We start from the raw sequence: 25772 nt of genomic DNA on the forward strand, positions 1-25772 counted from the left end.
GCTTTTTTCAAATAAAAGAAAATGAGGTGGGAATATGCAATGCCCGAAATGTCATCATAACAGTTCAAAAGTAATTGATAGCCGACAAGCGGATGATGGACGTGCGATCCGCCGTCGTCGTGAGTGTGAAAGTTGTGGGTTCCGTTTTACCACTTTTGAAAGAATAGAAGAAACCCCTTTACTTGTAATTAAAAAAAATGGCACGAGAGAAGAATTTAATCGGGATAAAGTTTTACGTGGTCTAGTGCGTTCCGCAGAAAAACGTCCCGTTACGATGGGACAAATGGAAAATATCGTTGATAAAGTTGAAAGAAAAATTCGCGAATCAGGCGAAAATGAGATTCCAACCAATTTGATTGGTGAATATGTGATGGAATATTTAGTTGATTTAGACGAAATTGCTTATATTCGTTTTGCGAGTGTTTATCGTCAATTTAAGGATATGTCAGTGTTCTTAAAAGAGCTACAAGATATCGTTGAAAAACCAAAAGAGAAAGAATAACAGGAGGTGAGGGATTCAATGAGAAGTGCTTGGGATGAAGTCACACCGAATGCGATTTATCAAGTGTTTAAATCCCTCCCCTTATCTAAAGAAGGCAATGATGGTCTGATTTATTTGTATCAGCCAATCATCGGACCGACAGCATTAGCCCTTTATTTTCAATTAATTGGCGATGAAGGGGATCAAAAAGAATTAGAGTTTATTCATTTGGATTGTTTAAACGCGCTAAACATCGGTTTACCTGATTTTTTAGTTGCTCGAAAAAGGCTGGAAGGTATGGGGCTTTTAAGTGTTTTTCAAAAAGAAGACGCGGAGTTTGGTAAGATGTTTATCTATCAATTAGAAGAACCGCTAGCGCCACAAGCGTTTATGAAAGACGTCACTTATAGTTTTTTATTAAATCAAGCAGTCGGGGATCGTAAGTTCCAACAATTGACGAGTCGTTTTCAACCAAAGCGAATTGAACGAGGAGACTATCAAGAAATTACGGCTAACTTCACTGAGGTTTATGGCCAATTGAATATGGAGTCATTTGCCCTTGCATCAGAGAAACTAGATAATATTTCTGAGAGTTATCAGTCGGAACCGACAAAAAGAATTTGCACCAATCAATCCTTGATTGACTGGGAATATTTAATCGCCTTGGCTAAAAAGAAATACATTATTGAGCAAAACTTTACCCCAGAATTCAAAGAGCAATTAAGTATATATGCGAGTCTCTATGGTTATAAGGAATTAGAATTGGTCGAATTACTCGCTGATGTTGTGGCAATTGATACGGGAGAAGTTGAGCTAAAAGCTCTTCAAAGATTAATTTTAGAGCGGAATAAACGCCAATTTAAACCACAAGTACAACCGAATGTAGGGGAAAATGAGCAACGTTATAATTTATTACGTCAAACAGGTTACTCTGAACGGGATATTGAGCTAATCAAAACGAGTGAAAAAACAGCACCTTTTGATTTTCTAGAATCGATTAAAACGGAGAAGAAAAGTTATGTAACGGATAATGAGACTTGGTTGCTACGCTCGCTTGTTGAACGCAGTCCGTTACCAAACTCGGTTATTAATATTTTAATTCATTACGTGTTAGTGATTCAAAACAATAGTACGCTACAAGGGAACTTTGTCAATGCAATTGCCACTAACTGGTCGGAAAAAGGTTTTAAAGCACCGGAAACGGCCATTAAGTATGTGCGTGAATATGTAAAAGAAGCGAAAGAAAAACAAGAAGAAAAAGAGAAAAGACGCAATACGCGACCGAATAACTATTCAAGGAATAATGTTCGGGTGGAAAAACTGCCGGATTGGGCTAAAGAGACGAAAAAAGCCACAAAAGAGCCCGCTGCTGAAGACCCAAACATTCAAGCAGAGCTTAATAAACGTCTACAAGCTTATTTGAAAAGAAAGGAAGGTGAAAGTTGATGGATAACATTGGAAGCCAGTTGTCAAAAATTTTGGATCAAAAGAATTATCGTCTTCGTTATCAAGAAATGATGCAAGAAGTGCTAAATGATCCAGAAGTCAAAGCCTTTCTAGAAAAACATAATGATTATTTAACACCGCAAGATATCGAAAAAAGTTACGCTAAGTTATATGAATTTGTCCAAGAAAAACGAAAATTTAATGAGCAATCAGAAAAGATGATTGCTCCGGGATATGAGCCTCAACTGACATTGAACTTTCATTCGATTGATGTAACGTATGTGCCGACGCAAGGTTTGCTAGCGTATAAACATCGCGAAGAGGTTCGTAATCGCATTCGTTCCATCAATATGCCTAAAGACATCCAAGAAGCCAATTTTAAGAATTACGAACAAACAACGGAACGTGCACAAGCAATTTTTGCAGCTTATGATTTTGTTGAAAATTATACCAATCAACCGAAGGATTTTCACAAAGGGCTATACTTAGTTGGGAGTTTTGGTATTGGTAAAACCTATTTACTTGGAGCGATTGCGCGCGAATTAGCTGAAGCGGGCTATTCCACTACGCTTCTACATTTTCCAACTTTTGCAGTTGATATGAAGCAAGCAATCGGAAAAGATTTGGTTGGTGAAAAATTAAATGCAATTAAACAAGCACCAATTCTGATGCTTGATGATATCGGGGCTGATGCGATGAGCAGCTGGATTCGTGATGAAGTTTTTGGCGTTATCTTACAGCACCGCATGCAAGAACAGTTACCAACTTTCTTTAGCTCTAATTTTACAATGTTGGAGTTAGAGCAACATCTGTCTGTTACCCAACGAGGCGATGAAGAGCCGCTAAAAGCCAAACGAATAATGGAACGAATTCGCTATTTAACAAAGGAAATTAGTATGTCGGGAAATAATCGAAGAAACTAATCTTAGGAGGAATTTCTATGAAAAAAATAACAGCACCAGCTGTCTTGTTACTTAGTATGTTTATTTTAGGCGCATGTGGATCAAATGAAGGTGGAAGCTCATCAAGTTCAAAGGTCAATGAGACAACAACAGTAGAGTCTTCAGAAACATCGGAAATGTCAACAACGGAGGCGGGAGAAATGGTATTTACAGCAACAGTTGTCAGTGTCACGGATTTAGAATCAAGCACTCCAGCGATTCAAATTTTACTTGAAGATCCCGTTGCAGTCGAAGATTCAGAGGAGTCGATTGGGTCATTTCAAAATGGTGTTGCATTAAATGTGGATCCGGCAACGCTTGAAATGCCTGTAGAAGAAATCAAAGTCGGCAGCCAGTTAAAGGTTACCTTAGGAGAACCTGCTGTTATGACAATGTCAATTCCACCACAAATACCTGGAAATTCCATCATTTCCATCGAATTAATGAAATAACTTTACTCGAATGCTCTGACTAGCCAGAAATAAATTCGCTGTCAGAGCTTCTTTAGTATTTTGGAGGTTAAAAGTAGTGAATGAACAAGTATTATCTTTACGTTTGAAGAAAGTCGGAGAAAAAGTACCTCAGGGTGCACGCTTAGCAGACATTGGTTCGGATCATGCTTATTTGCCGACTTTTTTAACTATAAACGGAAAAATTTCATATGCAGTTGCAGGTGAAGTAGTTAAAGGTCCTTATGAGTCAGCTAAAAAACAAGTAGCTAAAAACTTATTGTCAGAAAAAATTATTGTCCGTTTAGCCAATGGTTTAGCGGCAATTCATGATGAAGATCAAGTGGATGCCATTACGATTGCGGGCATGGGTGGTACGTTGATTCGTCAAATTTTAGAGAATGGTATAAAACAAGGTCAATTAAAGAAAAATGAAACACTGATTTTACAGCCAAATATTGGTGAACGAACGCTCAGAGAATGGCTGATGTTAAATGGATATGGAATTGTTGATGAAGAAATTTTAGAAGAAAATGATAAAATTTATGAGATTATTGTTGCAAAACCGGTGGGGAATGTGCATTATACTGAACAGGAATTACTGTTTGGGCCATTCTTGTTGCAAGAAAAAAATGAGACGTTTATCAAAAAATGGCAACGTGAAGTTAAAAGTAAAGAGCGCGTTTTGGGTGATTTGATGAAAGCACATGTCGTTCCCCGATCAAAAGTTGCTGAAGTGAAAGAACAACTTAGCTGGATTCAGGAGGTTTTGGTTTAATGGTTTATGGACTGGATTTTATTCGTCGTTTTGAAGCTTTTTGTCCATTATGGTTAGCCGAAGAAGGGGATCCCGTTGGTTTGCATATTGGATCGCTAGATCGAGAAATCAAAAAAATTATGATGACTTTAGATGTGCGACCAGAAGTCGTTAAAGAAGCAATTGAGAAGCAAGTTGACTTAATTATTGCTAAACATCCGCCAATTTTTCGACCAATCCAACGCCTTGTCCCAGATACACCGCAAAATGCGATGTATTTGGATTTAGTTAAACATGATATTAGTGTTTATGCCGCACATACAAATATGGATATCATTGAAGGCGGACTGAATGATTGGTTTTGTGAAGTGCTCGGTGTTGAAGTCGATAACTATTTATCCAAAACTCATGAAGTACCAATGAAAAAATTAGTTGTTTATGTTCCAATTGAACAAGCAGAACAAATGCGTCAGAGATTGGGGCAAAGCGGTGCGGGCAATATCGGCAATTATCACCATGCTAGTTATTCATTGAAAGGTGAAGGACGTTTTACGCCCAATGAGCAGGCAAACCCAACAATTGGACAAATTAACCAAGCTGAAGTTGTTGAAGAAGAACGAATTGAAGTTATTTATCCGCAAACACTTGAAACAAAGGTACTGGCAGCGATGTATCAAGTACATCCTTATGAAGAACCTGCTTTTGATATTTTACAATTGGATAATCCACCAAAAACGTATGGTCTTGGTCGAATTGGTAACTTAGAAAAACCACTGACCTTAGAAGATTTCATTACACATGTGAAGGAGACTTTTGATTTAGCAGATGTGCGTTTAATTGAATCCGATGATTCAAAAAAAATGGTTCAGCGGGTAGCAATTTGTGGTGGATCGGGTGAAAAATTCTACCCAGACGCGATTCGTCAAAAGGCTGACGTTTATTTAACCGGGGATGTTTACTATCATACCGCACATGATATTCAAGCAACTGGATTGACCGTCATTGATCCAGGACACCACATTGAGAAGTTGTGCGTGCCGAAATTTGCAGAACAAATGAATACTTGGAAACAAGAAGAGAATTGGGAAGTAGAAATTATTGCTTCTGAAACAAACACAAATCCATTTCAAACAAGATAAGGAGTCTTACAATGTCTAAATATGAAAATTTATTACCACGTTTTTTACGCTATGTTCAAATTGAAACACAATCAGATCCAACTAGTACAACAACACCTTCGACGCAATCGCAAGTTGATTTTGCCTTGATTTTAAAAGCTGAATTAGAAGAATTAGGCATGTCCGATGTTCTTTATAATGAGTCGAATGGTTTCGTGATGGCAACTTTACCATCAAATACGACAAAAAAAGTTCGTTCAATGGGATTTATTGCACACTTAGATACGGCTGATTTCAATGCGGTAAACGTTAGTCCACAAATTATTGAAAATTATGATGGCGAGTCAACCATTGCATTAGATGAAGGAGGAAAATATACGTTAAACGTAAAAGACTTTCCAAACTTAAAAAATTACAAAGGCCAAACATTAATCACAACAGATGGTTCGACTTTACTTGGTGCCGATGATAAATCAGGAATTGCTGAAATTATGACAGCAATGGAAATTTTGATTAAAAATCCTGAAATCGAACATGGTGAAATCAAAGTAGCTTTCGGACCGGATGAAGAAATTGGAGTCGGAGCGAATAAATTTGATGTTGAGCAATTTGGTGTTGATTTTGCTTACACAATGGATGGCGGTCCGGTTGGTGAGTTACAGTATGAAACGTTTAATGCTGCCCAAGCTGACATTACTATTCATGGTAAAAATGTTCATCCAGGTACAGCGAAAAATACCTTGATTAATGCTTTAACTTTAGCGATTGAATTTAATAATGCTCTACCAGTTGATGAAGTGCCAGAAAAAACGGAAGGTTCAGAAGGATTCTTCCACTTAACCAATTTAACTGGAAATTCAGAAGAAGCAACTTTTTCAATTATTATCCGTGACCATGATCGTGAAAGATTCCTAGCAAGAAAAGCCCTTGTGTTGGATATTCAAGAGAAAATGAATCGTCGTTTTGATGAAACACAGCGTGTAGTGGTTGATATGAACGATAATTACTACAACATGAAAGAAGTTATCGAAAAAGATATGAGCATTGTTGAATTGGCAAAAAATGCCATGCTCGAATTAGGGATTAAACCATTAATTGAACCGGTTCGTGGCGGAACAGATGGCTCTAAAATTTCATTTATGGGAATACCAACACCAAATATTTTTGCTGGTGGTGAAAACATGCATGGTCGTTTTGAATTTGTTGCACTTGAATCAATGGAAAAAGCATGCGATGTGATTGTTAAAATTGCTGAATTAAACACGAAGTAAGGCCCATTTATCAAATGTTTTGTAATGAAGAAGGGGGACTTGTATTTGTCCAAGTCTCCCTTTAAAAGTTAAATGAAAGCAGAGGCAATCAAAATGTCCGAATTGAAACAAAGGATAACAATGAAAGCAATCATCAAACCGACCATTTTCTTTCTTTTAATTGGTTATTTTGTCAAATATTTATGGTCTTCTTTTGATGCGATTTTTCTTGAGTTGCTTGAAACGAGTATTTGGTTGGTCTTGATTGTTATTTTTTTAGGAATTATTTATCAACTCGTTGAAGGAAAGATGGTTCAAACAATTATCAAGGTAACTGAAAAGCCTTTTCGAAGCTGGGAAGGTATGATGGCCTCTTGTTACGCAGCTTTTTATCGAGTAGTGACTTTTGGGGCAGGGACTTGGCTAGCAGAAATTAATTTCTATCATCGAAAAAAACTGACCATCTCTGAGGGAGTAGGTGTTGCTGTTTTTCGTTTCATGCTATTTAAGACAGCTGCTTGTGTTTTGGCTATTTTCTTTTTAATTACTGAATGGTACCTGTTCTCAACTGAAATAGTTTTGGTAGTTATTATTTGTATTTTCATTAATTTATTGATTAATGGCATTATTTTGTTAGCTGCATTAAGCATGCCACTACAAATTTTATTTGTTATCTTATGTGACCGATGGATAAAAAAAGTGAAGTGGCGAGCTAAAGTCGATCAAGTCAACTTACAAATTAATGCGCTACGACAAATGACGAGTGATTTGATGCGTAAAAAAAAGCTGTTGTTTGAAATGATATTTTGGGGAATCGTCAAAGCATTGATTTGGTTTATTATTCCTTATATCTGTTTAAAAGCAGATCATCCTGAATTTAACTTGTTTATTTCTTTAGCACTTATTAGTTTCGTGACAGTTATTTCAGGCGTGATACCGACACCAGGTGGCGTGGGATCATTTGAGATTAGTTATATGATCTTTTTTAGTCCCTATGTTGGAAAAGTCGATGCGGCTTCATCACTGTTGCTTTACCGTTTTGCGACATTTATTTTACCTTTTATAATTGGTGGGGCGTACACTTTTATCTCCAGAAAAAAAACTGAAAAAGATTGAGACAGGGAAAGAGCCGAAGGTTGGTTTTTTATCCCTGTTTTTTTTATAAATAAATCAAGTTTGACAGCTGTTATTTTACCTTTAAAGAATTTTAAACATTTCAACTTTGAATAAGTGAAATATTTGACCAAAACTGACCAAGGTTTTATAATAATAGTTGAGGTTAAAATCTCAAGATGGGAGGAACAAGCAATGAATATTGAAAAAATGACGTCCACTTTACAAAGTGCCATTGCAGAAGCACAACAAGTCGCTATGACGCGACACCATCAGGAAATCGATATTGTTCACCTATGGAAAATATTTATGCAACCCAATCAATTTGCTCGAAATTTCTATCATGACTTAGGCTTAAATGTCGAAGCTTTTGAAAACGAAATTGATAAAGAACTCGATCGTAAAGCGACCGTTTCGGGTAGCAATGTTCAATATGGACAGTCGATGAGTAGTAATTTATTCCAGTTATTAAATGAAGCCGAACATTTCAAAGAGCAATTTGAAGATGAGTACTTAGCAACTGAAATTGTTATCCTAGCGTTAATGAAATTAAAAAATTACCCATTAACCGTTTATTTAACGAAACAAGGGATTACAGAAAAAAACATTCGAAAAAACATTGAAGAAATACGAGGAGGCGATCGTGTGACATCACAAAATCAAGAAGAACAATACAAAGCCTTAGAAAAATATGGTGTTGATTTAGTCCAATTAGTAAAAAAAGGAAAAATGGATCCAATTATTGGACGAGATGAAGAAATTCGAGATGTTATCCGTATTTTAACGCGTAAAACAAAGAATAATCCCGTATTAATTGGGGAGCCAGGTGTCGGAAAAACAGCAATTGTTGAGGGATTAGCACAACGTATCGTGCGTAAAGATGTGCCAGAGAACTTAAAAGATAAAACGATTTTTTCACTTGATATGGGTGCTTTAATTGCTGGAGCTAAATTCCGAGGTGAATTTGAAGAACGTCTTAAAGCCGTCTTGAAAGAAGTAAAAAAATCAGACGGGCAAATTATTTTGTTTATCGATGAAATTCATAATATTGTTGGAGCAGGTAAAACAGAAGGTAGTATGGATGCGGGGAACTTGTTGAAACCGATGTTAGCGCGTGGTGAGTTGCACACAATTGGGGCAACAACGCTCGATGAATATCGTGAATATATGGAAAAAGACAAAGCTTTAGAGCGCCGTTTCCAAAAAGTCCTTGTCAAAGAACCGACTGTAGAAGATACCATTTCAATTTTACGTGGTTTAAAAGAACGTTTTGAAATTCATCATGGCGTAAATATCCATGATAATGCGCTTGTAGCAGCTGCCGTTTTATCCGATCGATACATTACTGATCGTTTTTTACCAGATAAAGCTATTGATTTAGTTGACGAAGCATCAGCAACCATTCGTGTCGAAATGAATTCAATGCCGACAGAACTTGATCAAGTAACAAGGCGCTTAATGCAGCTAGAGATTGAAGAAGCTGCATTAAAAAAAGAATCGGATGACGCATCAAAAAAACGCCTAAGTATCTTACAAGAAGAGTTAGCGGAGTTAAGAGAAGAAGCGAACCAAATGAAGATGCAATGGGAAACAGAAAAAGAAGAAGTCAACGCATTGTCTAATAAACGAAGTCAAATTGATCAAGCCAAACACGAGCTAGAAGATGCCGAAAATAATTACGATTTAGAAAAAGCAGCTGTTTTACGTCATGGTACGATTCCTCAATTGGAAGCGGAACTTAAAGCACTTGAAGCTAAAAATGCGCAAGAATCTGGAAAAATGTTACAAGAATCCGTAACTGATAATGAAATTGCGGTCGTTGTTGGTCGCTTAACAGGAATTCCTGTTACGAAATTAGTTGAGGGTGAAAGAGCGAAACTATTACATTTAAATGAAACATTACATAAACGCGTGATTGGACAAGAAGAAGCGGTCAATGCAGTGAGTGATGCAGTGATTCGTTCAAGAGCAGGCTTACAAGATCCAAACCGCCCTCTAGGTTCATTTTTATTCCTAGGTCCAACAGGTGTCGGTAAAACAGAACTTGCTAAGGCCTTAGCTGAGAACCTCTTTGATTCTGAGAATAATATGGTGAGAATTGATATGAGTGAGTATATGGAAAAACATTCTGTTTCTCGTTTAGTCGGAGCGCCTCCAGGTTATATTGGTTACGAAGAAGGAGGGCAATTGACTGAAGCTGTTCGTCGTAACCCATATACGATTGTCTTACTGGATGAAATTGAAAAGGCCCATCCAGATGTCTTTAATATCTTATTGCAAGTCTTAGATGATGGTCGCCTAACAGATTCAAAAGGTCGTGTCGTTGACTTTAAAAATACTGTATTGATCATGACAAGTAACATTGGGTCTCAGCTGCTATTAAATGGCGTAACAGCAGAAGGCGAAATTCCAGAAGCTGTTCAAGAAGAAGTGATGGCAACACTGAGAGGACACTTTAAACCAGAGTTCTTGAATCGGGTGGATGATACGATTTTATTCACACCATTAAGTTTAGAAAATGTTAAAGGCATTGTTGATAAAGTGATTGAACAACTAGCTAAACGTTTGTCTGCTCAAGAAATTGAGTTGGTGATTACCGATTCAGCGAAAGCTTGGTTAGCTGAAAACTCTTATGAGCCAGCATATGGTGCGCGGCCATTACGTCGTTACATCATGAAAGAAGTTGAAACACCTCTAGCCAAAGAAATTGTAGCTGGCCGTGTAATGCCTAAATCACAAGTAACAATCGATGTTTTAAATAATCAATTAATTTTTGAAAACCAGTTGCTTGAAGAAAGTGTAAAATAAGAATGAGGTTAGACCGTGTCATTCTTTAAGTAAAAATAACAAAAAACCATGAAATCAATGCTTTAGTAAACTGATTTCATGGTTTTTTATTATTTTAAGATTTTGGATCGACTTCATTTCTTTTTTTCATGAACTTCTAGTTCAATTTCAGGTATATCAACTACAGCTGACGGTGTTATCTTATCTTTATCTAGCCAGTTCATGGTAACAATCTTTATAATTGCGGCTACAGGTACCGCTAAGAACATTCCAATGACATTGAAATAAGCACCACCGATAGTAATCGAAATAATAATCACAATTGGATTTAAGTTTAAGGCACCAGCCATAATTCTTGGACCGATAAAATTACCATCAATTTGTTGTAAAATCGTCAAGGCAATTAAGGTTGCAACCGCTAAGTTAAGACCACTCGTGAAGAAAGTGATAATAGCGGTGGCGATCGCGGCTACAATTGAACCGAAATAAGGAATCATATTTGAAACACCGAGGAAAAGTCCAAGAGAAATTCCAAAAGGGACCTTCATTACCGTTAAAATAATTGAAGAAGAGATGGCGATGACACATGCATCTAAAAATTGCGAACTAATAAATTTATAAAAGACACGGTTGGTTGTTTGGATCCAATATTTTGCCTTTAAAAAAGTATGATTAGGTAATAATTTAGAGAAAAAACGATTTGAAAAATCGAGCAGCGATGTTTTATACGCCAAGACATAAATTGAAATGATAAACGCTAATGCTGCATTGAATATGACTGAAGATAGACTAATCGATAGTAAACCTATTGATGTTAAAGATTGTGACGATTGGCTTAAAACAGTATCTAAAGAAAAACTATTTAAAATATTTTGAACGACTTTTTCTAAAGATAATAGTTCGATTAAACCATCATTTTCTAATTGAGTGACCAGTCTAGAAATATAATTAATAAAAGATGGGACAAGCTTTAATAATTCAATAATATTATTAATCATTAAAGGGACAATAAAATTAAGTGCTAAGAACAGTAAGAAGATTAAAATCAAATATAATAAAAGAACACTTAGGCCTTGTTGGTACTTATTTAAAAACTTATTGGAACTTTTATTGAATAGTCTTTTTAAAAGCTCTTGTGGGCCGTTTAATAAATAGGCAATTACAAAACCAATAATAAAGGGTGAAATGATATGAGTGAAACTTTGAATGGAACTAAAAATGGCATTATAATTCGAAATAACTTTGTATCCAATAATAACGAGCATGGCGAAAGAAAAGCGAATAATCCATTGATTCCAATTGACATCAATTTTTTTCAAGAAAAATCCTCCTCATTGAGATGTTAGCACTAAATCTTATTATACTTTAGTTCTGGATGAATTAATATACAGTAAGTAAAGATTCAGGGGGTTGAGGTAGAAAAAAAGTTTATTTAAAGTAATTCTTTTTTGTTAAAAAGACAGCTGTGACAACTGTTAGTAGGACCATAACGAAAAATAGAATGTAAGATCCTGTATCTTGTTCTTTAAATGGAAGCCCCCCTGTGTTCATTCCCCAGATTCCTGCAATCAATGTTGGAACAGTTAGAACGAGTGCCGCAGATTCTAGATATTTCATCAGATGGTTCAGATTATTGCTGATCATACTTTCAAAAAGACTACCTAGTGTATCGATGAGGGCGTGATAAATAGTTACCAACTTTAAAGCTTGAGCTTGTTGTAATTGAATATCAAAAATAAAAGAAGAATGCGCTATATTATCAGTAAAAGTTGACATTTCCCACAATTGATTTAAAACGTCATTTTGATCTCGAAGTGTGTGGTCAATAAAAATGATCTTTCGATCGATATCAGCTAATTTAAAGAGTTCTTTTTTACCGGTTGTTTTTCGGGATTCGTCATCAAGAAAGTCAATTTCTTTTTTTATCTTTTTTAATTCCGCAATAAAGTGTTTGTAAATTCGAGAAATCGTAGAAAGAATAATTTGTTCAAAATTGACTAAATTTTGGTGCTCATCACGGAGTAAATCATCAATTAAAGTACTATTTTTACCTACATAAGTAATAAGTAAGTCATCTGATAAAACAAAAGAGATTGGTTCAATGCGATTTTCAATAATCGTAAAGCTATTTGAGAGATTAAAAAAGACAAGTGATAAAGGATTACTCAGTTTGGTATCTTTTAATTTTTCAATTCGAGCGATCTCTCCTAAGCTATCGGATCCTAGAAAAATATCATCGGGAAGTCGATATTTCTTAAGAATCTCTAAAGAGCTTTCAAAGGAATCTTGATTGATTAACAACCAATTAAAATCACTATCTGTGCCATCTTCAATTCCAGTTTCTTTGTTGACCTTTAGGTATTTTAGCATAAATTTCACTCCATTTCTTCTCAAATTTTATACAGTAAGTATAGCGGATTTTAAAATAAAAGCCTAATTTTTCGTTTTTTGTGTTGAGAATATCGTTTTGTTTTTAAGAAAAACTCCGTTAAGATTAAATTACCAAATAGAAAGGAGTCGGATATACATGAATGAACCAATTTTAAAAGATCCTAGAGAGTTATACCATCCAGGAGAGTTTAAGAAACAGGATCAAACAACGCCACCTTTACAAGAACAAATGATACCATCACCCGATTGTGGTGAAACAAGCTATGTTGGAAATAAGAAGTTAGAGAATCGTCGTGTTCTAATTACTGGAGGGGATTCTGGAATTGGACGGGCAGTTGCCATCGCTTATGCTAGAGAAGGTGCTGATGTAGCGATTCAATTCGTTCCAGGTGAAGAAAAAGATGCCGAAGAAGTTGCTAGTTATATCGAAAAGACAGGTAGAAAATATTTGTTACTACCTTACGATTTAAAAGATGACCAAGCATCAAAAGAAATGATTAAAAAGACAGTTCAAACTTTCGGTGGAATTGATACTTTAGTATTGAATGCGGCACAACAAATTTCACATCAAGATATTTCTGAATTGCCACTTCAACAAGTAAAAGATACTTTTCAAGTAAATATTATTTCAATGTTTGCATTAGTCCAAGAAGCCGAACCACATTTAAGTCCAGGAAGTGCGATTATTACGACAACTTCTGTTCAAGCAACGAGTCCAAGCGCAAATTTAATGGATTATGCTGCCACAAAAGCGGCAATTAGTAATTTTACGATTAGTCTGGCGAGTCAATTTGCTGAAAAAGGGATTCGAGTGAATGGCGTAGCACCAGGACCAATCTGGACACCACTTCAACTTGATGGTGGACAACCTCCAGAAGAGTTACCAAAATTCGGTCAAAGTAGCTTGTTAGGTCGAGCGGGACAACCAGCAGAGCTAGCACCCGTTTATGTATTTTTAGCGTCAAATGATGCTAGTTTTGTTACTTCACAGATTTACGGAGTTACGGGCGGTCAGCCAATAAATTAAAAATAAATAGCGTACACGGAAAATAGATCGTGCGTCCAAAAAGTTTAACTTCTTGGACGCACGATTTACGTTTAAACAACCTTCTAATTGGAATTGTCTTGAAAAAAGAATTGTCGCTCTTCAAAAAAGATGGATAGGAATTGGCCGAGTGTTCCAGCCAAAGGTCCCGTTAATAAATCGTCTTTTGTAACCCAAAGCAAGGGTTGTTCTGTGTTGGTCGGGAGTTCTTCTCGAGTTTGGGCGACAAATAAAGAGGCAAGTTCACGGGAGCCGTTCTTATCATTGAGCCATTCTGCAATACCTACTAAACGTGGTCTGACAGTTAAGCCTGTTTCTTCTTTGATTTCTCGGATAACGGATTCAAGAATATTTTCGTCTTTTTCAACATGACCACCGGGAAAAGTCCATCCTGGCCAGTCTTTTTTCTTTCGATCTTGGACTAAGATTTTGCCATCGATATTTTTTATTAGGCATAATGTGGTTAACTTGACTTCCATACTACGTGACATTTAAATACACTCATTTCTTTCGTAAAATTAAAGATGAATTTCAAACCATTTGGCGTTAGAAAGAATCTCGACATGTCTGATTTCATCAAAATCAACTTTTTGATGATCAATAAACAAGCCAAGTTCATCAAAACCAAGAATATTTCCGACAATATCAGGTGAGTAGTCGCCATCAAGATTGCGCTCTTCTTTTTGAATCGCCACGATACAGCTATTTTTATAAGCCTCAACTAAAATTGTTTGGATTTCTTGGGTAGTCATTGCTGTTTTTTGCTTTGGACGATTCAGCTTGGCAGTCTGTTGATTATACCTTGCTTCCGTATGCTCCGACAAGTACATTCCATTCCATTTAATCATTCCACGATCGATATATTCTTTTCCGTAATTTTTGATAATAATCACTCCTTTTTAAAATTAATGTCCGCCTATTTTGGTGGAACGACTAATTGCAGTCGCGTTTTCTAACAGAGAACTCGCGTGAATGAGCGCGTGAAAACCATATTTTTCTCTAATTTTATCTTTTAAAAAATGCAATTTTTCTTGTTTGATTTGTTGCTCGATATCTTCAAATAAATCTAATTGGATATTTGTGTGGTAACTAAGGTTAGAAGCGCTAACACCAATTTGACGGACATAGCTACCAGTGTGATAATGCTGATTAAAGATTTGAATCAAACTGTTAACAATTGTTTTTGTATTGTTTGTTTCCGATATTTTTATTTGTCGAGAAAAACCAGTTTCACTCTCAATTTTAGAATAACCAATGAAGAGGCTAACACGACTTGTCTTTGCATGAATATGTCTTAAACGAGAAGCAAGCAAATCACCCATTTCTTGGATGATGACTTTAATATCTCGAATATCGTCATAATCTTTTAATAAAATTTGAGAATTTGAGAGACTTTTTTCTTTAGGTTGGTATATTTCATGGATTTGGCTACGGTCGATTCCATTTGCGTGAGCGTGCAACTGTGTACCCATGATTCCCATTGAATCTTTAAGCCGATGGGGGTCATAGTTGGCAAGTTCAGCAATGGTGTGAATCCCTCTATTGTTCAAACGTTTTTCGGTCCTGCGACTAATTCCCCAAAAATCAGTCATTTTTTTGATACCCCAAACTTTGTTTTTTACATCTTCATAACGCCATTCGGAGATAAAATGAGGTGCCATTATTTTTGCCTCGTTATCTAACGCTAACTTGGCAAGTAGCATATTATCACCAATACCAATTGCTGTCTGTATGCCCGTTGCTTCTTTAATTTTCAACATGATTGACTTAGCGAAAAGGGTCACTTTAGCCTCGTGATATAAATGTTTGACGTGATCATATTTAACGAAAACCTCATCGATTGAATAAACGTGAACGTCTTCAGGAGGGACGTAAGTAGTAATCGTGTCTAATATCTTCAGATTGATTGCGATATATTCTTTCATTCGAGGTGGGGCAAAAATCAAATCGGGATGGTAGGGCACTTCAGAACGTCTAGTGACATTTGAGACACCTAAAAGTTCTTTGGCTTTTGGAGATGCGGATAAAATCAGTCCACCAGGACGATCACCACCGCTTAAGACTACTAAGATAGCTTTTAAAGGATCAAGTCCTCTCATAACTGCTTCGCAACTTGCGTAAAAAGAGCGACAATCAATACATAAATAGTCACTTCGCGGTTCGAGGTCGTAATCAAAGTACAAAAGAATACCTCCTATCGATTTGTTCATTTTAAAACAATTATACGAACGTTTGTTCGATAAGTAAAGGGGAACAAAAGATTAAGTATCACGATTTTTAAAGAAAAAACCATATTCAGAGGCTAGGAGATAGTACCTAACCTGAATATGGTTTTTAGTGATTGTTTCTATTATTACCACAAAGCAAATACTTAGGATGGCAAAAGGGCGAAAAATTGTATGAGAACGACTAATTTATTTCAACTATTTTCAATTTATCTTTGAGACTAAAGCATTTTATTCATCATCCATTTTCAGAACGGCCATGAAGGCATCTTGTGGGACCTCAACGGAACCAATTTGTTTCATCCGCTTTTTACCTTCTTTTTGTTTTTCAAGTAATTTACGTTTTCGAGAAACGTCACCACCATAACATTTGGCTAATACGTTTTTACGTAATGCACGAATATCTGAGCGGGCAACAATTTTTTGTCCAATCGCTGCTTGAATTGGGACTTCAAATTGTTGACGAGGGATGAGTTTTTTCAGTTTCTCAACGATTGCTTTTCCACGTTCAAATGAGAAGCTACGGTGAACGATGAAACTTAAAGCATCGACTTTTTCAGCATTTAGCAAGATATCCATCTTAACTAAATTACTTGGACGGTAGCCTGAAATTTCATAGTCTAACGATGCATAACCTTTTGTACTGGATTTCAACTTGTCAAAGAAATCATAAACAATTTCTGACAATGGAATATCATAAACAACGTTAACGCGGAATTCATCTAGGTAATCCATTGTGACAAAATCACCACGTTTGCGTTGAGCAAGTTCCATCACTGCACCAACGTACTCGTTAGGCACCATAATTTGAGCTTTTACATAAGGTTCTTCAACATTTTCAATTCGAACTGGGTCAGGGAATTCAGCCGGATTATCAACCGTTACTTTTGTACCATCTGTTAAATTAACGTTATAAATAACCGATGGTGCAGTTGTGATCATATCTAAATTAAATTCGCGTTCCAAACGTTCTTGAATAACGTCCATATGTAAGAGCCCTAAGAATCCACAACGGAAACCAAAACCAAGTGCTTGAGAAGTCTCCGGTTCGAATTGGAGCGCGGCGTCGTTTAATTGTAGTTTTTCAAGAGCTTCTCGTAAATCATTGTAGCGAGAAGTATCAATTGGATAAAGACCACAATAAACCATTGGTGTCATTTTACGATATCCTTCAAGCGCTTCTTGAGCAGGATTGTTCGCTAATGTGACAGTATCACCAACCTGTGTATCTTTAATGGTTTTAATAGCAGCGGTGATATAACCAACATCACCAACCATTAAGTAATCACGATCAACGGCTTTGGGTGAGAAGATACCAACTTCAGTGACGTCAAAAGTTTTTCCGTTACTCATCAACTGGATTTTATCGCCAGGGCGCACAACGCCATCGATAACACGGACGTTTAAAACAACGCCACGATAAGCATCGTAGACAGAGTCAAAGATTAATGCTTTTAGAGGTGCCTCCAGATCACCAGTAGGTGCGGGGACTTTTTCAACGACTTGGTCTAAAATTTCTTCAATTCCGATACCGGATTTCGCACTAGCAAGAACTGCTTCAGAAGCATCCAATCCGATAACATCTTCGATTTCTGTACGAACTCTTTCAGGGTCAGCTGCAGGTAAATCAATTTTATTAATAACAGGTAATATTTCTAAATCATTATCTAGTGCCAAATATACGTTAGCTAATGTTTGTGCTTCAATCCCTTGAGCTGCGTCAACAACTAACACTGCACCTTCACAGGCAGCTAAACTGCGGGAAACTTCATAAGTGAAGTCGACGTGGCCAGGAGTATCAATTAAATGGAAAATATATGTTTCGCCATCTTTAGCGGTGTATGTTAATTCTACAGCGTTTAATTTGATAGTGATGCCACGTTCTCTTTCTAAATCCATCGAGTCTAGTAGTTGTGCTTGCATCTCACGAGAAGAGACAGTTTCCGTTTTTTCTAAAATACGGTCAGCCAAGGTAGACTTTCCATGGTCAATATGAGCAATAATCGAAAAATTTCGAATCAACTGCTGGCGTTTTTTCATTTCATCTAATGTAGTCATGCATTTATTCCTCATTTCTATTAGTCAGCTCTTCTATTATACCAACGATAGAAACAGATTAAAAGCCTTTTGTAATAACAATCATATGAAAATAATTAAGTCAAAAATAACCAGACATAAAGGAAATTTTTTTGTTATACTAGGTGAAAAGGTTTAATGGAGTGAAAAGGATGAAAGATGCTTTTACGGAAGGCCTAAAAATTAGACAACTTGAAGAAAAAGATTTAGATCAATACAATGAGTTATTAAGTTATGTTTTCCAAGTAACAGGGACGGATATCGAAGAAAGTGGCTATGCTAATAAACGCGAAATGGTACAATCAAAGCGTCCAATATTAGTATTATCAACTGTTTTTGGTTGGTTCGATCATGAGAAACTCGTTTCACAAATTGCTATTTACCCGTGTGAGGTTAACATTCATGGAACGATTTATAAAATGGGGGGTGTGACTGGAGTTGGTACGTACCCAGAGTACGCTCGGCAAGGTTTAATGCGAGAATTGGTTAGTGTTGCTTTGAAAAATATGCGTGATGATAAACAATGGATTTCTTATTTATATCCGTATAATATTCCTTACTATCGTGATAAAGGTTGGGAAATTATGTCAGATAAACTCTCCTTTAAAATTCGCGACACGCAACTACCAAAGTTTGTGCAAGTTGCAGGAAGTGTTGAGCGTCATGAGGTCGATTACTCAGATGTTTTAACCGTTTATGATCAATTTTCTAAAATTAATCATGGCGCCTTACAACGATCAGCTTTTCATTGGGAAGAATATTGGCGTGAGGAAAATAAAGAAGAACGGACAGCTGCAGTCTATTATGATGCTGCGGGTCAGCCGAAAGGTGTGCTCTTTTATTGGGTTGCTGAAGAAGTCTTCCACGTAAAAGAAATGTTTTATTTAAATCAAGAAGCAAGACATGGGTTGTGGAATTTCATTGGTGCACACTTTAGTATGGTCTACTGGATTGAAGGAGATAACTATAAAGATGAACCATTGGCCTTTTTCTTAGATGATAGCCAAATTAAAGAAACGATTGCACCTTATTTTATGGCAAGAATTGTTGACGTTGAGGAATTTCTTAAAGAATTTCCATTCAAGTCTTTTAAAAAACCTTTTCATTTTGTTGTCTCAGATCCGATGGCCGAATGGAATCGTGGTGTTTTTGGAATGAAGTGGGATGAGGAAAACGAAAAAGTCCAAGTGATTCGTGAACCAATCGGTGATTCAGTTATCCTAGATATCCAAACGCTAACTTGCTTACTAATGAATTACCGTCGGGCAGCCTACTTATATCAAGTTGAACGAATTGATACGAATCAACAAACTTTGCGTATCTTGGAAGAAATTATTCCAGATATGGCAGCCTATTTTAGTGATTATTTTTGATAGAAGAAAGGAATGATTAATCCAATGAAGATTTATTTTGCAGCGCCAATGTTTGCGGAAAGCGAACGTCTCTATAACAAGATGATTGTTGAGAGTATTCGCGAAAAATTTCCAGAGTGCCAAATTTATTTACCACAAGAAAATGGTGATATTAACGATAAAATGGCTTACGCCAATAGTTTGATGATTGCTAAAGCCGACACAAATGAGGTGCTTAAAAGCGATTTAATAATTGCAATTTTAGATGGAATTAGCATTGATGCTGGAGTAGCTTCTGAAATTGGTGTGGCTTATGCGAAAGGAATTCCTATCATGGGACTCTATACGGATTCACGCCAACAAGGTGGGGAACATCCGGATAAACTAGCCGCTCTAACTGAAATTGGTGAAAATCAATTTCATTATTTAAATTTATATACAACTGGTTTAATTAAACTCAATGGTTTGATTGTATCAAGCAAAGAGGAACTTTTATCTGAACTTCTTAAAAAACTTTAAAAAGACGCTTCATTGCCATTCTATTAAAGGAATGTGGCGAAGCGTCCATTGCTTTTAAAGATTTCTAATTAAGACAGGGTGAAATGCGCTAAAATAAAAACACTTTATTCTAAGAGATTACTTAGAGTAAAGTGTCTGTTTAAATTGGCTAAAGTGGAGCTTGGTTATTAAATTGTGCTCGTTGGGTCGCTGAAAGTTCGATAATTGAGCGCTCATCTAGTAAAGGATTACTTTTGTCTTTAGGGGATTCATCCTCTTTTTCAATGTCAGTGTCGGGTTCTTGATCCAAATTAAGGTCTTTTTCCATTTTGTCGATTTTTGAGAAAGGTTTCTTTTCGCGTTCTTCTTCAGCTAATTTATTTAGTTTATCTGGCATTGTATATTCCTCCTTTATTATATCCTCACAAGTATTTTATCAGAAATTAAACAATTTAACAAAGAAAAGGGTTTCATAAAGTGTGGGAAGAACATTCTTTTAAGAAAAGGAGTGAGTCGTTCTTTATGCAAGAAAATAAAAAAAAATCTATTTTTACAACACAAGAGATTGCGTATTTAGCTTTAGTTACAGCAGCCTGTGTAGTTGGGCGCTTATTATTTCAGTTTATTCCTAATATTCAACCAATGACGGCGATTTTTATTTTAATCACTACCTATTTAGGCATATCAAGAGGGCTAGTAGTAAATATCTTATCGGTGCTGATTACTAATATTTATTTAGGTATGGGTATTTGGACAATCGGGCAAATTACGGGATTTTCAATCATTATTCTATTGGTTGGCGTTTTGAACAAATGGTCAGTTTTCCATCATCATTTATTTCTCCAAGTAGGTTATAGCTTTTTGGCGGGATTTATATATGGTTTGGTTTTAGCTGTGATCGATACGAAAATTTACGGTCTTTCAAATTTCTGGGCCTATTACTTAGGAGGCATCTCCTTTGATTTTTTACATGCAGTAGGAAATAGTGGGTTCTATCTAGTATTGACGCCTGTTTTCAAACGGTTATTTGAGAAACAAGTTAAAAGAAAACAGGAGTTGTGATGTCGACATCACAACTCCTGTTTTCTTTTTTTACGAGGATTTTCAAATAATTTAAAGGCGTCCTCGATTTCTTGCAAGACTTCTGGATCCGTCTCAATTGACTTTAGTTGGTTAAAGCGTTCGATTGAATCAGCTGGATTTCTTCTTGTGAGCTCGGCAATTGCCCAGACGGCTGTTCCACGAATAACAGGACGTTGATCATCTAAGCAAGCAATAATATCTGGTAATGCTTCACGACCACCAAGATTGGCTAAAGCCATAATGGCATTGCGCTGAATCGTCCGTTTTCCACGCCATGAGCCGGCAAGTTTACCAAATTGCTCTTTGAATTCTTTATTTGATATTGTTAATATTGGACGTAATTTAGGGAAAACTGAATCGACTTCGGGTTCCATTTCAGAATGGAAGTGAAAATCTTTTTTCTGATTATAGGGACAAACGAGTTGGCAAATATCACAGCCATAGATGATATTGCGGTTCTTTTTTCGGAATTCTTTTGGCATCATACCTTTAGTTTGTGTTTGGTAGGACAGACATTTCTTAGCGTTCATCCGACCATCGCCTAATAAAGCAGAAGTTGGACAAGCTGTGATGCAACGGGTGCAGTCCCCGCAACCGTTTGGTATAGGTGTATCTGGCTCAAATTGGATGTTTGTAACAATCTCGCCTAAGTAGACAAAAGAACCGAACTCTTCAGTAATTAATAAACCATTCTTGCCAATAAAGCCCAAACCCGCACGTTGAGCTACGGCGACATCAACAAATTCACCGGTATCCACCTGAGGAGCAAAACGCCAATCTTCCTCTGCTTGATAGATTGTTGCTTGGCTTTTAATAAAATCAATTAGCTTTTTCAAGCGATCTTGTAAAATAAAGTGATAGTCTGTGCCCCAAGAAGCACGGGCGAATTGTCCGCGTTTTTCATCTCGAGGAATCTCACCATGAAATTTTGTTGGATAAGCCAGGGCGATAGAAATGATACTTTGAGGTTGGTCAAAAGTTAATTCTGGATATAACCGTTCATCAATATTTTGATGTTCAAAGCCGGAAGTATGGCCTTTTTCTTTTTGTTCGATTAGAGATTCTTTCAGGTAATCAAAAGGTTCAGCCGTCGTAAAGCCGATTTTATCAATCCCTAAGTTTTTGCTTTCTAGAATAATTTTTTCTTTTAAGGTAAGCAAGACGTCAACCTCCTATGGATAAAACTTTCATTATTTCTATCATATCATAATTATCCAATTTGTTTTCAATTTTTAGGAAGGGTATAATATGTACAGTTGATAAAAAGGGAGCGTTTTGAATATGGAAAACTTAGACTTATTGAAAAAAATCTCTTTTGAACGTGTGGCCGGTTCAAAAGAAGAATATGCAGCCGCGATGATTATTAAAGAAGAAATTGAAAAAATGAATTTAGAGGTAGTGATTGAACCTTTTGAAATTGAATTTCCGGAAGAAGTAACGGCAACGTTTGAAGTGCTAGAACCTGTTGCACAATCTTTTAAAGTGACTGGTGTTGGATTAGCCGGTGTAACGGAAGGTTTAGTCGGTGAATTTATTTATGTTGACGATTTAGATGTCATTAGTTTAGCTCAAGCAAAAGGCAAGATTGCTCTATTTAATGGGGGATTAACTTTTGCAAATTATAAGAAAATTGTAGAAGCGGGTGTCATTGGTTTTGTGACATTCAATGGTAGCGTCTATGATGAAGCAATTGATGTTGACGAGCGTTATTTGCGTCCGAAACTCCAAGAACTGGGGAAATTACCTGGCGTAAATATGAGTATTCATGATGCCGAACGCTTGGTTCGATTAAATCCAAGTAAAGTCAAATTAAGCGTATCAAGTCAGGTCGAAACTCGTACTTCTCATAACTTAGTCGTAACCATACCAGGTGAAATTGAAGAGGAAATCATTTGTTTCTCAGGGCACTATGATTCGGTACGTCATTCAAAAGGAGTTTATGATAATGCAACAGGTGCTTTAGCAATTTTAGATTTCTTAAAACATTTCAGCGAATCAAAACCAAAACGAACACTGAAATTTTTATGGTGTGGCACAGAAGAACGCGGTTTAGTGGGTTCAACTGCTTTTGTTGCTGCCCATAAAGAAGAAATGAGTAAGTATAAACTAAATATTAATTTGGACATGCTTGGCGTTGTGTTAGGTAAAGACATCGCTTCGGTAACTGGCGAAGAAGCAATTGCACATTACATTGATTTTGTTGGAAAAGAACTCGGTTTTGGTATCCAAACATCAAATGGCGTCTATCCAAGTGATTCGACACCATTTGCTGATGGCGGTGTACCAGCAATTACTTTTGCGCGGGGGGCAGTACCGGGTGGGGCGACCATCCATTCGAAAAAAGATGTGATTGATTTTATTAGTATTGAAAGTTTTAATAAGACAGTTGAATTTATTCTTGCTTTTGCCGAACGAATCATTGAAGCAGAGGTCTTTCCAATTCCGACTACAATGCCCGAAAAGATGAAAGAAGAATTAGATAAGTATTTATTGCGAAAAACAGATAAATAAAGCAAAAAACAGCTAGTTGTTTCTTGCTTAAAATGATAGAATGATTAAATTAATAAGAAAAATTCTAAGGAGTTGTAGGGATGACGATATTATATAAAAGTACCCGAAATAAAAATAATAAAGTGAGTGCTTCACAAGCAATACTACAAGGACTCGCTTCTGATGGTGGCTTATATGTCCCAACTGAAATGCCTAAATTGCATTTAAACTTTGAAGAACTGGGATCAAAAAGTTATCAAGAAGTTGCTAAAATTATTTTACAAGCTTTCTTAGCTGACTTTACAGCAGAGGAAATCCAAGCGTGTGTCGATGGGGCATATGACCAAAAATTTAGCGATCCAGTAATTGCACCAGTAGTCAAAAAAGGGGAAGACTATTTCTTGGAATTGTTTCATGGTCCAACCTTTGCTTTTAAAGACTTAGCTTTATCCATCTTACCCTACTTAATGACAACTGCAGCTAAAAAAAATCAAATTGAAAATGAAATTGTGATTCTAACTGCGACATCAGGTGACACTGGGAAAGCAGCAATGGCAGGTTTTGCGGATGTACCGGGAACCCGTATCATTGTTTTTTATCCAGAAAATGGTGTTAGTTGGATTCAAGAAAAACAAATGGTCACTCAAACAGGTGAGAATACACATGTGGTTGCTGTAAAAGGTAACTTTGATGATGCACAAACAGCTGTTAAACAGATGTTTAATAATGCCGAGTTGAAGTCCTCTTTAGCTGCAAATAATCAACAATTTTCATCTGCGAATTCAATGAATATTGGTCGTTTATTACCGCAAATTGTTTATTACGTTTATACCTATGCACAATTAGTACAACAAGAGGAAATTAAAAATGGCGATTTAATCAATGTTTCGGTTCCGACTGGAAACTTTGGGAATATTTTAGCAGCCTATTATGCCAAACAAATTGGTGTGCCGATTGATCAGTTAATTTGTGCTTCAAATACAAATAATGTTCTAACCGACTTTTTCAAAACAGGAGAGTATAATCGTCAACGTGAATTCCATTTGACAAGTTCGCCTTCAATGGACATTTTAGTTTCAAGTAATTTGGAACGCTTAATCTATCACTTGACGAATGACAATCCGACACAAACCAAAGCGCTGATGGATGCCTTATCAATAGAAGGTAAATATCAAATTACACCGGAAATGATGGCGAAACTAACCAATTTTTATGCGGAATTTGCAACGGAAAAAGAAGTTGACCAAAGCATCGCTCACTTATTTAAGGAAACACACTATACAATGGATCCTCATACAGCAGTAGCTAAAAATGTGGCAGATAAATTTAAAGCTGGAAATCATTCAGTAAATAAGATGGTGGTCGTTTCAACGGCGAGCCCTTACAAATTTCCAAGAACGGTTGTTGAAAGCATCTCAGGTGGGAAATCAGAATCAGATGATTTTTCATTAGTAAAACAATTAGAAACGCTCACAGGAATTCCTTTACCAAAGGAAGTTCAAGAACTCGAAATGCTCCCTGTCCTTCATCAGCAAGTTGTTGAAGTGTCGGCGATGCAAACCGCAGTGGAAGCTATTTTAAAAACGAAATAAAAAAGCGCCTCTACATCTGACTAATCAGTCAAGGGATGTAGAGGCGTCTTTTTTTTGATTAATTCCTATTGATAATTTCTTGGATTCGTTGTTGGATTAAGAAAAAATCATTCGCATTTAGTGTTGGTTCTACGATGACAAGCGGAGTGCCCAACAATTCATCTGGATGAATTGTTGTCGTTGAAATAACTAAATCGGCATCTAGAAAGGAGTCAACGAAAGTAATTTTATAATTTGCTTTAAAATGGAGGGTAATGCGATCCATTAAATAATTTGATAAAAAACCGGAGAATTCTGAGTAAATAGCAATTGTGATTGGCGCAAGTGGTGCAACTAAAGGGGCAAAGTTTGTCATCAATGCAAAACTTTTTAGTCGAAAAAGATTGGTATTTAGTTCTGGTGATAATTTAGTGAATAATTCCCAGAACTCTTTGAAACGTTCATAATACACAGGTGCTGCTTTTTTTAGAGAGTAGTAATTTACGATTCGAAATAGACTGAACATTTCATCCCGCATAAATACAAAATGGGAAAGTGTTTGATATTTATTAATAGAATAAAGAATAAATTTTTGTTGTTTCATATTTAAAGGTTGAAATGTCTTTTGAAAGTAAGCGGGTAATAATAGACCGGATGTCAAATAAGCCAATATCCTTGTATAATCTGGATATTGGCTTA

24 protein-coding genes are annotated in these 25772 nt (G+C 36.3%); 15 read left to right on the top strand and 9 right to left on the bottom strand.

Going from position 1 to position 25772, the window contains the following annotated elements; genetic code table 11:
- The first annotated feature begins 34 nt into the window (after positions 1 to 34).
- The 9 genes from nrdR to clpB all read left to right on the top strand — a co-directional run bounded on the left by nrdR (position 35) and on the right by clpB (position 10363).
- On the top strand, positions 35 to 502 hold the full coding sequence (nrdR, locus tag ACFO3L_RS02640) for a transcriptional regulator NrdR (RefSeq protein ID WP_379963559.1): 468 nt from the start codon (positions 35 to 37) through the stop codon (positions 500 to 502).
- 18 nt (positions 503 to 520) lie between these two features.
- A complete protein-coding gene (locus ACFO3L_RS02645; RefSeq protein ID WP_379963561.1) occupies positions 521 to 1927 on the top strand; it encodes a replication initiation and membrane attachment family protein in 1407 nt (468 codons plus the stop codon).
- Complete coding sequence (gene dnaI, locus ACFO3L_RS02650; protein ID WP_379963563.1) at positions 1927 to 2850, top strand: primosomal protein DnaI; 924 nt, start codon at positions 1927 to 1929, stop codon at positions 2848 to 2850. The genes ACFO3L_RS02645 and dnaI overlap by 1 nt, the downstream gene beginning before the upstream one ends.
- A gap of 17 nt (positions 2851 to 2867) precedes the next feature.
- Complete coding sequence (locus tag ACFO3L_RS02655; RefSeq protein ID WP_379963565.1) at positions 2868 to 3320, top strand: hypothetical protein; 453 nt, start codon at positions 2868 to 2870, stop codon at positions 3318 to 3320.
- A 76-nt stretch (positions 3321 to 3396) separates the two neighbouring features.
- Positions 3397 to 4095, top strand: coding sequence for a tRNA (adenine(22)-N(1))-methyltransferase (locus tag ACFO3L_RS02660; RefSeq protein WP_379963567.1), 699 nt, complete (start codon positions 3397 to 3399; stop codon positions 4093 to 4095).
- Positions 4095 to 5213: a Nif3-like dinuclear metal center hexameric protein gene (locus ACFO3L_RS02665; protein ID WP_379963569.1), complete on the top strand. Its 1119-nt coding sequence runs from the start codon at positions 4095 to 4097 to the stop codon at positions 5211 to 5213. Before ACFO3L_RS02660 ends, ACFO3L_RS02665 begins: the two co-directional genes overlap by 1 nt.
- An 11-nt stretch (positions 5214 to 5224) precedes the next feature.
- Complete coding sequence (gene pepT, locus ACFO3L_RS02670) at positions 5225 to 6463, top strand: peptidase T (RefSeq protein WP_379963571.1); 1239 nt, start codon at positions 5225 to 5227, stop codon at positions 6461 to 6463.
- 93 nt (positions 6464 to 6556) lie between these two features.
- Positions 6557 to 7558: a lysylphosphatidylglycerol synthase transmembrane domain-containing protein gene (locus ACFO3L_RS02675; RefSeq protein ID WP_379963573.1), complete on the top strand. Its 1002-nt coding sequence runs from the start codon at positions 6557 to 6559 to the stop codon at positions 7556 to 7558.
- A gap of 192 nt (positions 7559 to 7750) precedes the next feature.
- Positions 7751 to 10363 carry an ATP-dependent chaperone ClpB gene (gene clpB / locus ACFO3L_RS02680; protein WP_379963575.1) on the top strand — a complete coding sequence of 871 codons (2613 nt, stop codon included), beginning with the start codon at positions 7751 to 7753 and terminating at the stop codon, positions 10361 to 10363.
- 113 nt (positions 10364 to 10476) lie between these two features.
- Here clpB and ACFO3L_RS02685 read toward each other — a convergent pair whose 3' ends face one another.
- Positions 10477 to 11661 (bottom strand): AI-2E family transporter, encoded by a 1185-nt coding sequence (locus tag ACFO3L_RS02685; RefSeq protein ID WP_379963577.1) that lies wholly within the window; start codon positions 11659 to 11661, stop codon positions 10477 to 10479.
- 109 nt (positions 11662 to 11770) lie between these two features.
- Entirely contained in the window at positions 11771 to 12712 is a 942-nt protein-coding gene (locus ACFO3L_RS02690) for a magnesium transporter CorA family protein (protein WP_379963579.1), read from the bottom strand.
- A gap of 157 nt (positions 12713 to 12869) precedes the next feature.
- Here ACFO3L_RS02690 and ACFO3L_RS02695 point away from each other — a divergent pair, with 157 nt between their 5' ends.
- Positions 12870 to 13760, top strand: a complete 891-nt coding sequence (locus ACFO3L_RS02695; protein WP_379963581.1) for an SDR family oxidoreductase — start codon at positions 12870 to 12872, stop codon at positions 13758 to 13760.
- Between the two features lie 83 nt (positions 13761 to 13843).
- Here ACFO3L_RS02695 and ACFO3L_RS02700 read toward each other — a convergent pair whose 3' ends face one another.
- From ACFO3L_RS02700 to lepA, 4 genes are all read right to left on the bottom strand, one after another.
- Complete coding sequence (locus tag ACFO3L_RS02700; protein ID WP_379963583.1) at positions 13844 to 14269, bottom strand: 8-oxo-dGTP diphosphatase; 426 nt, start codon at positions 14267 to 14269, stop codon at positions 13844 to 13846.
- A gap of 27 nt (positions 14270 to 14296) precedes the next feature.
- A complete protein-coding gene (locus ACFO3L_RS02705; protein ID WP_379963585.1) occupies positions 14297 to 14671 on the bottom strand; it encodes a hypothetical protein in 375 nt (124 codons plus the stop codon).
- Positions 14672 to 14683: 12 nt separating this feature from the next.
- The gene (locus tag ACFO3L_RS02710) at positions 14684 to 15961 is read right to left on the bottom strand and encodes a Y-family DNA polymerase (RefSeq protein WP_379963587.1); all 1278 of its coding nucleotides are present in this window, start codon (positions 15959 to 15961) and stop codon (positions 14684 to 14686) included.
- A 273-nt stretch (positions 15962 to 16234) separates the two neighbouring features.
- Positions 16235 to 18061: a translation elongation factor 4 gene (gene lepA, locus ACFO3L_RS02715; RefSeq protein WP_379963589.1), complete on the bottom strand. Its 1827-nt coding sequence runs from the start codon at positions 18059 to 18061 to the stop codon at positions 16235 to 16237.
- A 170-nt stretch (positions 18062 to 18231) separates the two neighbouring features.
- Between lepA and ACFO3L_RS02720 the strand changes: the two genes are divergently transcribed.
- Together ACFO3L_RS02720 and ACFO3L_RS02725 are read left to right on the top strand one after the other, a co-directional pair.
- On the top strand, positions 18232 to 19452 hold the full coding sequence (locus tag ACFO3L_RS02720; protein WP_379963591.1) for a GNAT family N-acetyltransferase: 1221 nt from the start codon (positions 18232 to 18234) through the stop codon (positions 19450 to 19452).
- Positions 19453 to 19476: 24 nt separating this feature from the next.
- Positions 19477 to 19950, top strand: a complete 474-nt coding sequence (locus tag ACFO3L_RS02725) for a nucleoside 2-deoxyribosyltransferase (RefSeq protein WP_379963593.1) — start codon at positions 19477 to 19479, stop codon at positions 19948 to 19950.
- A gap of 148 nt (positions 19951 to 20098) precedes the next feature.
- On the opposite strand, the gene ACFO3L_RS02730 is transcribed toward ACFO3L_RS02725, so the two are convergent.
- A complete protein-coding gene (locus ACFO3L_RS02730) occupies positions 20099 to 20326 on the bottom strand; it encodes a hypothetical protein (RefSeq protein WP_379963595.1) in 228 nt (75 codons plus the stop codon).
- A 125-nt stretch (positions 20327 to 20451) separates the two neighbouring features.
- On the opposite strand from ACFO3L_RS02730, the gene ACFO3L_RS02735 reads away from it, so the two are divergent.
- Positions 20452 to 20991, top strand: coding sequence for an ECF transporter S component (locus ACFO3L_RS02735; protein ID WP_379963597.1), 540 nt, complete (start codon positions 20452 to 20454; stop codon positions 20989 to 20991).
- Between the two features lie 8 nt (positions 20992 to 20999).
- On the opposite strand, the gene queG is transcribed toward ACFO3L_RS02735, so the two are convergent.
- Complete coding sequence (gene queG / locus ACFO3L_RS02740; protein WP_379963599.1) at positions 21000 to 22172, bottom strand: tRNA epoxyqueuosine(34) reductase QueG; 1173 nt, start codon at positions 22170 to 22172, stop codon at positions 21000 to 21002.
- Between the two features lie 121 nt (positions 22173 to 22293).
- Here queG and ACFO3L_RS02745 point away from each other — a divergent pair, with 121 nt between their 5' ends.
- Complete coding sequence (locus ACFO3L_RS02745) at positions 22294 to 23523, top strand: M28 family peptidase (protein ID WP_379963601.1); 1230 nt, start codon at positions 22294 to 22296, stop codon at positions 23521 to 23523.
- A gap of 80 nt (positions 23524 to 23603) precedes the next feature.
- Entirely contained in the window at positions 23604 to 25094 is a 1491-nt protein-coding gene (gene thrC, locus ACFO3L_RS02750) for a threonine synthase (RefSeq protein ID WP_379963603.1), read from the top strand.
- Between the two features lie 58 nt (positions 25095 to 25152).
- Here thrC and ACFO3L_RS02755 read toward each other — a convergent pair.
- On the bottom strand, positions 25153 to 25772 hold a 620-nt coding region (locus ACFO3L_RS02755), incomplete at its 5' end, for a hypothetical protein (protein WP_379963605.1).

The organism is Enterococcus eurekensis, assembly GCF_042654605.1.
Classification (GTDB): Bacteria; Bacillota; Bacilli; order Lactobacillales; family Enterococcaceae; genus Enterococcus_I; species Enterococcus_I eurekensis.

Excerpts from the sequence above, each read along its gene's own strand:
- nrdR (WP_379963559.1), top strand. The coding sequence starts at position 35 with ATGCAATGCCCGAAATGTCATCATAACAGTTCAAAAGTAATTGATAGC.
- ACFO3L_RS02645 (WP_379963561.1), top strand. The coding sequence starts at position 521 with ATGAGAAGTGCTTGGGATGAAGTCACACCGAATGCGATTTATCAAGTG.
- dnaI (WP_379963563.1), top strand. The coding sequence starts at position 1,927 with ATGGATAACATTGGAAGCCAGTTGTCAAAAATTTTGGATCAAAAGAAT.
- ACFO3L_RS02655 (WP_379963565.1), top strand. The coding sequence starts at position 2,868 with ATGAAAAAAATAACAGCACCAGCTGTCTTGTTACTTAGTATGTTTATT.
- ACFO3L_RS02665 (WP_379963569.1), top strand. The coding sequence starts at position 4,095 with ATGGTTTATGGACTGGATTTTATTCGTCGTTTTGAAGCTTTTTGTCCA.
- pepT (WP_379963571.1), top strand. The coding sequence starts at position 5,225 with ATGTCTAAATATGAAAATTTATTACCACGTTTTTTACGCTATGTTCAA.
- ACFO3L_RS02675 (WP_379963573.1), top strand. The coding sequence starts at position 6,557 with ATGTCCGAATTGAAACAAAGGATAACAATGAAAGCAATCATCAAACCG.
- clpB (WP_379963575.1), top strand. The coding sequence starts at position 7,751 with ATGAATATTGAAAAAATGACGTCCACTTTACAAAGTGCCATTGCAGAA.
- ACFO3L_RS02690 (WP_379963579.1), bottom strand. The coding sequence starts at position 12,712 with ATGCTAAAATACCTAAAGGTCAACAAAGAAACTGGAATTGAAGATGGC.
- ACFO3L_RS02695 (WP_379963581.1), top strand. The coding sequence starts at position 12,870 with ATGAATGAACCAATTTTAAAAGATCCTAGAGAGTTATACCATCCAGGA.
- ACFO3L_RS02700 (WP_379963583.1), bottom strand. The coding sequence starts at position 14,269 with ATGTCACGTAGTATGGAAGTCAAGTTAACCACATTATGCCTAATAAAA.
- lepA (WP_379963589.1), bottom strand. The coding sequence starts at position 18,061 with ATGACTACATTAGATGAAATGAAAAAACGCCAGCAGTTGATTCGAAAT.
- ACFO3L_RS02720 (WP_379963591.1), top strand. The coding sequence starts at position 18,232 with ATGAAAGATGCTTTTACGGAAGGCCTAAAAATTAGACAACTTGAAGAA.
- ACFO3L_RS02725 (WP_379963593.1), top strand. The coding sequence starts at position 19,477 with ATGAAGATTTATTTTGCAGCGCCAATGTTTGCGGAAAGCGAACGTCTC.
- ACFO3L_RS02730 (WP_379963595.1), bottom strand. The coding sequence starts at position 20,326 with ATGCCAGATAAACTAAATAAATTAGCTGAAGAAGAACGCGAAAAGAAA.
- ACFO3L_RS02735 (WP_379963597.1), top strand. The coding sequence starts at position 20,452 with ATGCAAGAAAATAAAAAAAAATCTATTTTTACAACACAAGAGATTGCG.
- ACFO3L_RS02745 (WP_379963601.1), top strand. The coding sequence starts at position 22,294 with ATGGAAAACTTAGACTTATTGAAAAAAATCTCTTTTGAACGTGTGGCC.
- thrC (WP_379963603.1), top strand. The coding sequence starts at position 23,604 with ATGACGATATTATATAAAAGTACCCGAAATAAAAATAATAAAGTGAGT.